At 49.4% G+C, this 9,372-nt stretch carries 12 protein-coding genes and 1 pseudogene; 8 read left to right on the top strand and 5 right to left on the bottom strand.

Features of this window, described 5'->3' with window-relative positions:
* Together CX664_RS26775 and CX664_RS24530 are read left to right on the top strand one after the other, a co-directional pair.
* Positions 1 to 247: pseudogene (locus CX664_RS26775) on the top strand (IS3-like element ISGur5 family transposase); the annotation flags it as partial.
* Between the two features lie 74 nt (positions 248 to 321).
* Positions 322 to 969 carry a hypothetical protein gene (locus tag CX664_RS24530; protein ID WP_146000314.1) on the top strand — a complete coding sequence of 216 codons (648 nt, stop codon included), beginning with the start codon at positions 322 to 324 and terminating at the stop codon, positions 967 to 969.
* A gap of 275 nt (positions 970 to 1,244) precedes the next feature.
* Here the strand turns inward: CX664_RS24530 and CX664_RS26770 are convergent, their stop codons facing one another.
* Complete coding sequence (locus CX664_RS26770) at positions 1,245 to 1,448, bottom strand: hypothetical protein (protein ID WP_101749237.1); 204 nt, start codon at positions 1,446 to 1,448, stop codon at positions 1,245 to 1,247.
* Here CX664_RS26770 and CX664_RS26765 point away from each other — a divergent pair.
* Positions 1,436 to 1,612, top strand: coding sequence for a hypothetical protein (locus CX664_RS26765; RefSeq protein ID WP_180966622.1), 177 nt, complete (start codon positions 1,436 to 1,438; stop codon positions 1,610 to 1,612). The two genes, CX664_RS26770 and CX664_RS26765, sit on opposite strands and share 13 nt — an antisense overlap.
* 42 nt (positions 1,613 to 1,654) lie before the next feature.
* Here CX664_RS26765 and CX664_RS24520 read toward each other — a convergent pair whose 3' ends face one another.
* Positions 1,655 to 2,143: a DUF29 domain-containing protein gene (locus tag CX664_RS24520; RefSeq protein WP_163369655.1), complete on the bottom strand. Its 489-nt coding sequence runs from the start codon at positions 2,141 to 2,143 to the stop codon at positions 1,655 to 1,657.
* A 43-nt stretch (positions 2,144 to 2,186) separates the two neighbouring features.
* Here CX664_RS24520 and CX664_RS24515 point away from each other — a divergent pair, with 43 nt between their 5' ends.
* The 3 genes from CX664_RS24515 (at position 2,187) to CX664_RS24505 (ending at position 3,164) form a co-directional block, all read left to right on the top strand.
* Positions 2,187 to 2,372, top strand: a complete 186-nt coding sequence (locus CX664_RS24515; protein ID WP_101749235.1) for a hypothetical protein — start codon at positions 2,187 to 2,189, stop codon at positions 2,370 to 2,372.
* Positions 2,369 to 2,794 (top strand): hypothetical protein, encoded by a 426-nt coding sequence (locus CX664_RS24510; protein WP_163369654.1) that lies wholly within the window; start codon positions 2,369 to 2,371, stop codon positions 2,792 to 2,794. The genes CX664_RS24515 and CX664_RS24510 overlap by 4 nt, the downstream gene beginning before the upstream one ends.
* Positions 2,795 to 2,969: 175 nt before the next feature.
* The gene (locus CX664_RS24505) at positions 2,970 to 3,164 is read left to right on the top strand and encodes a hypothetical protein (protein WP_101749233.1); all 195 of its coding nucleotides are present in this window, start codon (positions 2,970 to 2,972) and stop codon (positions 3,162 to 3,164) included.
* Between the two features lie 378 nt (positions 3,165 to 3,542).
* On the opposite strand, the gene CX664_RS24500 is transcribed toward CX664_RS24505, so the two are convergent.
* Both CX664_RS24500 and rpiA read right to left on the bottom strand, forming a co-directional pair.
* Complete coding sequence (locus CX664_RS24500; RefSeq protein ID WP_101749232.1) at positions 3,543 to 4,667, bottom strand: branched-chain amino acid ABC transporter substrate-binding protein; 1,125 nt, start codon at positions 4,665 to 4,667, stop codon at positions 3,543 to 3,545.
* Between the two features lie 213 nt (positions 4,668 to 4,880).
* On the bottom strand, positions 4,881 to 5,555 hold the full coding sequence (gene rpiA, locus CX664_RS24495) for a ribose-5-phosphate isomerase RpiA (protein ID WP_101749231.1): 675 nt from the start codon (positions 5,553 to 5,555) through the stop codon (positions 4,881 to 4,883).
* Positions 5,556 to 5,680: 125 nt separating this feature from the next.
* Here rpiA and ilvA point away from each other — a divergent pair, with 125 nt between their 5' ends.
* Positions 5,681 to 7,243: a threonine ammonia-lyase, biosynthetic gene (gene ilvA, locus CX664_RS24490; RefSeq protein WP_276328519.1), complete on the top strand. Its 1,563-nt coding sequence runs from the start codon at positions 5,681 to 5,683 to the stop codon at positions 7,241 to 7,243.
* A 327-nt stretch (positions 7,244 to 7,570) separates the two neighbouring features.
* Positions 7,571 to 8,641, top strand: a complete 1,071-nt coding sequence (locus CX664_RS24485; RefSeq protein WP_101749229.1) for a ShET2/EspL2 family type III secretion system effector toxin — start codon at positions 7,571 to 7,573, stop codon at positions 8,639 to 8,641.
* A gap of 439 nt (positions 8,642 to 9,080) precedes the next feature.
* Here CX664_RS24485 and CX664_RS27300 read toward each other — a convergent pair.
* A partial coding sequence (locus tag CX664_RS27300; RefSeq protein WP_219622295.1) for a hypothetical protein occupies positions 9,081 to 9,372 on the bottom strand: 292 nt, incomplete at its 5' end.

The following is a 9,372-nucleotide window of genomic DNA, read 5'->3' as shown; positions in this document are numbered from 1 at the left end:
GCATGGTTTTGCCCAATGGTACAACGAAGAGCACAAGCACAGTGGACTGAAATTTCTGACACCCGGGCAAAGGCATCGTGGTGAAACCGAGATGCTTATGGCTAACCGCAGAAAGGTTTATGAACAAGCCAAAGAACGCCACCCAGAGCGCTGGGGAAAGAGGTCAACAAGGAACTGGGATCTGGCTGATGAAGTCTGGTTGAATCCCGACAGGCCTGCTGATGATCAACTAAGCAAAGCCGCTTAAGTTGAGGCGACAACTATGTTGACAAACACCGACATGGAAATTGAAATTAATTATAAAAGTAGATGGAGATAGCAATGAGTTCTATATCAGGTATCGCCTCATCCATAGGCAGCGCTTGTAAAGCAGTGTTTGATTGTGTCACTTACCCATTTCGATGGGCTTTTAATCGTACAGTTTCAATACTTTCTTCTGTTAAAACGTATCTTTTTGGGGCATCTAAACCTGAGAACCAAGGCGCGGTGCCTCATGAAACATGTGTCAGTGAACGTTCAGTTGGTAGTGTGTCAGAACCAAATGTAAGCACAGTTACTCCCGCACCTTCGTCGGATCAGTCAAAGCAAAACGAATTAAAAATAGCGAAAATTAAGGCTCTCTCAACTGATCTGATGAAAGCAGAGCAACTAATTGAAGGATTATCAGTGTTTTTGCAAGAGCAGGAAAATCAAAGTACTGAACAACGATCTGACGTCAGACAGTTAGTTAACAAAGTTACTGACCTAAAAAAGCTACACAGAATCGATGAAGATTTGGATAATGGCGTCGTTATTTCACCAGATGTTGTCAAAGACAAAGTAGCAGATGCTTTAAAAGTATTGAAGGAAGCTGTCGTGCTTATACAAAAAGATACGTTGAAGACATTGTTGGATAAAAGGCGTTTAGACAAACTTGATGAACTACTTAACGCTATTGACAATGCAAAAGCCAAGCATAGCGAAATATAGGCCAGCAAGGCAGGTCGTAACACCGATAACGGGCTGGCATTGAGTGGCGGCAGTGATTACCCGGTGAATGATCACCAGTTGGGCATGCCGGAACCGGATGTAGCGCCAGTGATCAGCCTCAGTGGTACACCACCGGAGGATGCATAGGAAGTCGATGCTGAAAGCCGCTTTTATACCTACACCTGGATGGACGAAAACGGAGGGAAGGGCCGCCATCGCTGCCCACCGGGGAGATTGTGGTCAAGCCCGGTGAAACGGTGGACATTACTGTGGGCTCAGGTCGCGGAGCCGCGGACCTGAATATTACCCATTACCGGATTTACACCAGTACCCAGATCGGCGTATACCAGCTTTGCACCCAGATCATCAATGCCGACACCGTGGCCACCGATACCCCCGCAGGCGTTACCAGCGTGGTGGATGATACGCCGCTGGACCAACGGGGCGGCATCCTGAAAACCATCGGTTGGGTTCACCACCCAATAACCTGCAAGGGATGGTGGTGCTGCGCGGTGGCGTGGCGGCGGGTTTCTCTGGCAAGGAGTTAATGTTCAGCGACCTTACCATTTATACGCCTGGCCAGCAGCCTACCGGCTGGCGATGGAGTTTGACATTCAGTCGCTGGCAGTTTGAACTGGCATGATACGGTGACTGCCTTGATTGTGGCCAGCTCGATGGCGGAGCTTTAGGGGAGCCAGTCTTCCTGCACCATCTGGCCGAAGGTCCACGGACAGGCAGAGGGAAAGCTTTTTGCCGTTAATCGCTGATGGGGCTGGACGTAGCGGTTCATATCTTCAATGGCCAGTTTTTTGGCGTCCGGGTACGCCTCGGCCAGTTGTTCATCTATTTGCGGCTTGATGTGTGGGTTTTTCTGAATCAACTTACTAATGGCCAGTCGGTTTCTGCTGATGGTCCCAAGCCAGTCCCGGCAGTTATAAGGCTCTGGCATCACCGGATTCAGTACTCGCTGCTGGTAGTCATATTTGAGCAGATGCTGGATTAAGGTCGTCAATCGGTGTTCCAGCGCACCCAACTCACTGCCCATGCTTTCGATTTCCCAGAACAGGTTGTCAATGTCCAGTTGGTCATACTGGCCGTTACGGAATTTTTCTTTTTGCTGTTCAATCCACTGATACCGGTCAGTTTCATACAGATTGTTTTTGCTGTTTTGCATTGCCTGCATCCTTTAATTCACAACCAACAATCTTAGGATACCCATGCCCAAATTTCCTGCCCTGCCCGCCACGGTAGACCGTTACGTGCGCGAGTTTCTGAATAAGCTGGTTGGCCGTTCCGGCAAGGCCGGTGACCGTGTAGACATGATCAGCGACTTAACCGACTTGGGGTGGCAAAGGGGAAAGCCCACCGGCTCAGTCTGCCTGCCAGTGCCGTGGGCAGCGTGACGCAGATACTGGAGCCGGTCAATGGCGTGGAGCTGCCGGACAACCCGCAGAACGCCGCCGGGCTCAGTGCTGCCGGTGTCTTTGGGGCAGTGCTCCGGCAATGGGAGACACCGGCCTATAAGGGGCATAACCATACCGAAGTGTGGCGCACGCAGATAGATGACCGTGAACAGGCTTCACTGGTCCATGAGGCCAATGGCAGCCGCTATACCGATGTGACCGGCAACACCACCCGGCACTATTACTGGGTGCGCCACGTCAACAGTGGCGGCCAGGTCGGCGGTTTTAACGCACTGGCCGGGGCAGCGGGCCAGGGGCCATCATTAATCTGGCTGACCTGCTGCTGGAAAGCCCGGAGCTTTCAGAACAGCCATTTTCGGTGCGCAATATCGGCACCGAAGCGCAGCCGGAGTATGTGCTGATCTTTAACCTGTATTCCGCAGTTGAACTAAACAAAAACAGCTTAAACCCTTCTATATGCAGGTGTATATCTTAACCGTAAAGCCCAGCCTCCTGGCTGAGCCGGTAAATTCGGTCACACGCTTATGTAGCAAGGGGTAAGGCAATATAAGATTGCAGTTAGAGGAATACAGGTTTATGAAATTTAAAGCCTTCAACCGCAGCAAGGATGCCGAGGAAGAGCTGTCGGTTTTGCAGCGGCGAGAGAAACGGCACCATGATGTTCGGGACCGGTTGCACATTTCTGAAGAGGAGCTTGCGGGGCTTGAGGAGCATATTGCGGATTTGGAAGAGAAGCTGGCAGAGTGGCGGGCTCTGGTGGCGGAGGTGTAAGTAGTTAACCAAATGAAATCCTATTTTCTGACTAAGTGGACAGTCACTCTGCGGCGTTACAACTCCGGTCACATAGCTACGGCTATGCTCCCTGCGTTGTGCCTTGCATAGTAACTGCCCACTTAGCCAGAAATATACAATTCCATTTGGCCAACTACTTAAGGCCGTTCAACAATTGCTGGATAAAATAATAGGCTGACTCAGGCATGGTCGAATCCATAAAAAAGGCCCGCATGTTGCAATAACGCTTATGGCGTTCTGCTCTCCCTGCAGGCCTTTTACTGCTTTCTCATTGTTAGACTGGTGCCGTCTGGTTATTCGACTGCACAGTATTTCCTTTATTGATACCCTGCCCATGTAGGCAGGGCATTGTTCCGATCACTTGGTCAGGGCAGTTTTGCTGCCATCTGAATGCCACTGATAAACGACAAAGCTGAAGTCCTTCAGGTCACCCTTGCCATCAAAGCCAAGCTCACCGGTTGGTGTTTTGAAGTTATTGGCCCGCAGGCTGCTGGCAACTTTCTCAGGGTCTTCACTGGCGGCCAGCTTCATGCCATCTGCCATGACCTGCACCGCAGAGTAAGCGGGAAAGACAAACGGGCCGGAAGGGTCTTCACTCCTGGCCTTGAATGCCTCCACCAACCGGGCATTGGCCGGATCCTGGTCAAAACTCTTGGGCAGAGTTACCAGCAGGCCTTCTGAGGCCTCACCGGCAATGGCAGAGATATCCTTGTTGCCGACGCCTTCAGGCCCCATGAACTTAACATCCAGTCCCTTCTCTGCACTTTGACGCAAAATCAAGCCCAGCTCAGGGTGATAACCACCGTAATAGACGAAATCGACATCTTCTTTCTTGAGCTTGGCAATCAGGGCAGAGAAGTCTTTGTCGCCGGCCGTTACACCTTCATAAAGGGCGACTTTAACTCCGGCCTTCTGAACTTCGTCACGAACACTGGCGGCCAAACCTTCCCCGTACTGCTGCTTGTCGTGAATTACCGCCATTTTCTGAGGTTTTACCGCATCAATGATGTATTTCGCAGCCGTTGGCCCCTGCATGCTGTCCAGACCGATGGTTCTGAAAATCAGCTCATAGCCACGGGTGGTGATGTCCGGGCTGGTTGAGGCAGCGGTGATCATCAAGACACCTTCATCTTCATAAATATCAGAAGCAGGCTGAGTTGAAGAAGAACAGAGATGACCGACAACAAATCGAATATCGTCGTTTACAATTCTGTTGGCAACCGCTACGGCTTGCTTGGGGTCACAGGCATCATCGAAGACAACCCCTTCCAGCTCCTTGCCATTGACGCCACCCGCCTGGTTAATCTGCTCAATGGCCATTTTGGCACCAATAAACTGCATATCGCCGTACTGGGCAACCGGTCCGGTTACCGGGCCTGCCAGGGCGATTTTAATGGTATCTTCTGCGGATGCGATGGATGCACTGCCCAGTGCCACTGCGGCAGTCAAGACTGCCATTTTTTTATTGAATGATTTCAGCATGTCAGTCACTCTTTATTGTTGTTTTTCATGCCTGAGTTTACAGGGCATTCACTACGCTCAACGCAGGTCGCCAAGCATTTTTATTATTAGCAATAGCTATATTAAGGATTTTTTCTATTCGATCCAGCCTAATATTGCGGTTTTTTTATGGAAACAGCGGGATCCACCTATCAACAACTAAAAATCACAACTGTTCCAGAGAACCCGCTTTAATCATTTGCCGGCAATTGTTCTAACACCGTCGTTTGTACCTAACAGCAGCACATCAGCAGGACGACAGGCGAACAGACCATTGGTCACCACACCAACAATGCCATTGATCTTTTGTTCCAGTGCAACCGGGTCCAGAATCTTCATATTCCAGACATCCAGAATCACGTTACCATTATCGGTCACCACCCCTTCGCGGTAGGCAGGATCCCCTCCCAGCTTTACCAGCTCACGGCCAACATGACTGCGAGCCATGGGAATGACCTCCACCGGCAATGGGAATTCACCCAGCACACCGACCGCCTTGCTCTCATCGGCAATGCAAATGAACTCTCTGGCTACCGCTGCAATGATCTTTTCCCGGGTCAGTGCCGCACCACCTCCTTTAATCAGGTGAAGATGTTCATTGGCTTCATCTGCCCCATCAATATAAAAACGCAGGTCAGACACCGTATTCAGGTCATAGACAGGAATACCATGGGATTTCAGCTGCTCGGTAGATGCCTCAGAGCTGGAGACACAGCCATCAAAATCATCCTTGTATTCAGCCAGCGCATCAATAAAAAAGCGCGCAGTAGAGCCGGTGCCAACACCGATCACCATATCTTTTTCCAGATGGGGCAGGATATATTGCAATGCGGCTTCGGCGGTGGCCTTTTTGAGCTGATCCTGATTCATGGGGTTTCCTGATAATACTGAGCGGTTAATAGGGCTGAAAACGCGCCGTATATTACACCATTTTCCGGCAAATTGGACGAGTGCCATCCTGAAGCTTATTCCTATAGAATGAGAGCTTCGCAGCACTGCCTGAACTCAATAAAGCTAACAGAAGACACCAGCAGGACAGCATGCCACACCGTTATATTCGAAAAATACTGGAAGCCAGGGTCTATGATGTCGCCATCGAAACCCCGATTGATGAGGCCCGCTTCCTCAGTCAGCGCCTGGATAACCGGGTTCTCCTGAAGCGGGAAGACTTACAACCGGTATTCTCCTTCAAAATTCGGGGCGCTTATAACAAGCTGGCCCAGCTCACGACGGCAGAAAAAGAACGTGGCGTTATTGCCGCTTCGGCCGGAAATCATGCTCAGGGAGTAGCCCTGGCCTCCCGGGAAATGGGGATCAAGGCCACCATCGTCATGCCGGTCACCACCCCCGAGATCAAAGTGAAGTCGGTGCGGGCTTACGGAGCCAGGGTCATACTGCATGGCGACGCTTTTGACCAGGCTCTGGCCCACTCTTTTAAGCTGGTTGAAAAGCACGGCTACACCTTTATTCACCCTTATGATGATATAGATACCATCGCAGGTCAGGGCACTATTGGCATGGAGATCCTGCGTCAACAGACCGGTGCCCTGGATGCGGTATTCATCCCGGTGGGCGGTGGTGGTCTGGCGGCAGGTATCAGCGCCTATATCAAGTACCTGCGGCCCGACGTCAAAGTCATCGGTGTTGAGTTTGAAGAGTCGGCCTGCCTGAAGGCGGCGCTTGATGCGGGTGAACGGGTTGTCCTGCCCCATGTGGGCATCTTTGCCGATGGTGTAGCGGTGGCGCAGATTGGTGAAGAGACATTCAGGATATGCCGGGATTGTATCGATGAGGTCATCACCGTCACCGCTGACGAAATCTGTGCCGCGATCAAGGATATCTTTGATGATACCCGCTCTGTCTGTGAGCCTGCCGGTGCCCTGGGCATTGCCGGTATGAAGAAGTATGTCAGCCGGGACAAGGTCCGGGGCCAAACCCTGCTGGCCGTTGACAGCGGTGCCAACATCAACTTTGACCGTTTGCGCTATGTCTCGGAACGCACAGAACTGGGTGAAAAGCGTGAAGCGATCATCGCCGTTACCATTCCGGAGCAACCCGGAAGCTTTAAACAGTTCTGTGAACTGCTGGGCCGCAGAAATATCACCGAGTTTAACTATCGCTACCATAACCCGGACAAAGCCAGAATCTTTGTCGGTGTTCAGGTCCACCCGGATCAGATGCCCATCGACCGGCTGGTTAATGAACTCCAGCAGCACGGCTACCCCGTGGTTGACCTGACCGACAATGAAATGGCCAAACTCCATGTTCGGCACATGGTGGGCGGGCATAGCGAAACGGTAAACAATGAACAGGTTTACCGGTTTGAATTCCCGGAGCGCCCGGGAGCCTTATTAAACTTCCTGAGCAAACTGGGCCAGCGCTGGAATATCACCATGTTCCACTATCGCAACCACGGAGCGGCCTATGGACGGGTTGCGATAGGCCTGGATGTCCCGGAAGAGGAGCACCAGCATATCCCGGAATATCTTGATGCCATTGGCTACCGCTACTGGTCTGAAAATGAGAATGAGGCTTATAAGGCGTTCCTGGGAGACTAGTGCAGAAAAGCGCTAATCTCCATACCCTCCCATGGCTGAGTATCACCACCCCCGAAAACGAGCCTTTCCGTGCAGGTCGGCACCTGAAGAAGCCGACACCCGAACCAACCGCCATGCACCATGATCTCTAAGTTTTATGGCGTATGCCGGTGGGGCCACGAGTCCAAAAATCCAATAAATAGGTACCCACTAAACGATCCTGCCTGCAACAACAAGCTTCACTCTTCCTGAAAAGGGGAACAGCCACGGAACTTATTAGTACTTTTGTACTCTAAAAATTTTAAGCAGATTAATCATAAGAATTAAATAACACAGGGATATTACGTAATGGATCAAATTAAACTGGATGCTCAGTCAGCACTTTTATATACATGGCACAAAAATGCAGAATCCCTACTGCTAATCAGGGCCATAAAATGCCTTATTAATGGCATCAAGGCCTATTTTGGTCGTTTTTCTGTCAGCGCCTTAGACAGTAACACCCACAAGCTGATGAAAGAACACCCAGATGCACTGTATACCCAAAAACTCGGCAAACCATTAAATGTCTTTGATATCAGCATCCCGTCAGCCTGTAAGAGCTCAACTCCCTATATTTCCAATAAAATAGAAAAACTGTATAAAGAAGGGCGCGGAATGCTGGTTAAACTTGCTTTCAATGAGAATGGCAGTGTTGCCCCAATCCCCATATATTATTCCGATAATTCCTCCTCCCCCATATTTCTTAATTGTCAAGTCCACCGCTCTGATACTGACACCGTAGCGCCTGGAGAAGCAATATGCTGCGAACATTTCGCCTGGGCTTATGCCACAAAAGTGTTCGGTCGGGGAAAAGATACTTTTAAAACAATAAACACCCCGGAAAAAATACAAACAACCTTTGCCAATACATATGCTAATCCATCAATGGCTGCGTTCCATAAGAGCCCACGAACTGAAAGAACATATTATGCTGATGGATATTATTTCTTGAAGAAATTGTTTCCTGAGGTTCTTACGAGGCTGGTTGAAAAGCACTGGAATATGATAAATGGTGATGAAAAGAATTTTCTTTTTGAGACACGAGGTAACGATATACGTGGCCACCTAATGGCCCTGAGATTAAAGAAGCAGGATGGGTGCATGAAGGTTATTTTTTACGACCCTAACAATACACTCATGCACAAAACATTCCTTCTCTCGGAACCAGGTTTGGCTGCACACATTAACATTGAAGATCTCGGAACCAGCGTCTTCTTTGATGTAGGAGCTCTTGTTAATATTGATGACAGGAAGAGGTCTGCTGATGAGTGTAATATCCAGTTATTTGGTGGCTCATATTACCAGTTCCTGGCGATTGCATTTGTTCTTGGGCATAACGATCATCCCCGATTCCGGCCGAGAAGAGAAATTGATTGATAGATCACCACATAGCTTACCTGGCATTTTTTTATAAACCGGGATGTGCGATCCCGGCTTATAAAAAACATACACCCTCTCAAACATAAAACATCACTCTTTCCTGAGCTGAGGGATAGCCGTGGAACTTTTTAGAACTTTTATCCTCTAAAATTTTCAAGCAAATGAATCATGAGAATCAAACAAGGGATATCATGTAATGGAACAAATCAAGCTTAGTGTTTTGTCAGCACTATCACATTCATGGTATAGACATTCAGAATCCTTACTGATAATCAGGGCTATAAAATGCCTTGTTAATGGTACCAAGGCATTGTTTGGTCGTTATTCTGTCAGCGTTTTAGAAGGTAACACCCAACAGCTGATGAAAGAACATCCAAATGCCCGGTTTACCCAAATACTCCATAAACCATTAAGTGCTTATAACATTAGCATCCCGTCAGCCTGCAAGCGCCCAACCGGCTATGTTTCCAATAAGACAGACAAACTGCATGATGAAGGGCGCAGGCTTCAGGTTAAACTCGCTTTCAAGCAGGATGGCAGTGTTGTCCCAATCCCCATGTATAACTCCGATAATACCTGCTCCCCCATATGCCTTAATGGCAAAGCCCACCGCTCTGATACTGACACCAAAGCACCCGGAGCAAAAATTGTCTGCCGACATTTCGCCTGGGCTTATGCCACAAAAGTGTTGCTGGAGTAATACAATAAGTGCAACAGGCTGAAACTTG

Source organism: Endozoicomonas acroporae (assembly GCF_002864045.1).
Taxonomy (GTDB): domain Bacteria; phylum Pseudomonadota; class Gammaproteobacteria; order Pseudomonadales; family Endozoicomonadaceae; genus Endozoicomonas; species Endozoicomonas acroporae.
The sequence above is the reverse complement of the archived record's forward strand: the minus strand, read 5'-3'. Positions and strand labels throughout refer to the sequence as shown.

What these genes read in the sequence shown, in the direction of transcription:
- CX664_RS24530 (WP_146000314.1), top strand. Translation starts at nt 322, where the DNA reads ATGAGTTCTATATCAGGTATCGCCTCATCCATAGGCAGCGCTTGTAAA.
- CX664_RS24520 (WP_163369655.1), bottom strand. Translation starts at nt 2,143, where the DNA reads ATGCAAAACAGCAAAAACAATCTGTATGAAACTGACCGGTATCAGTGG.
- CX664_RS24515 (WP_101749235.1), top strand. Translation starts at nt 2,187, where the DNA reads ATGCCCAAATTTCCTGCCCTGCCCGCCACGGTAGACCGTTACGTGCGC.
- CX664_RS24505 (WP_101749233.1), top strand. Translation starts at nt 2,970, where the DNA reads ATGAAATTTAAAGCCTTCAACCGCAGCAAGGATGCCGAGGAAGAGCTG.
- CX664_RS24500 (WP_101749232.1), bottom strand. Translation starts at nt 4,667, where the DNA reads ATGCTGAAATCATTCAATAAAAAAATGGCAGTCTTGACTGCCGCAGTG.
- rpiA (WP_101749231.1), bottom strand. Translation starts at nt 5,555, where the DNA reads ATGAATCAGGATCAGCTCAAAAAGGCCACCGCCGAAGCCGCATTGCAA.
- CX664_RS24485 (WP_101749229.1), top strand. Translation starts at nt 7,571, where the DNA reads ATGGATCAAATTAAACTGGATGCTCAGTCAGCACTTTTATATACATGG.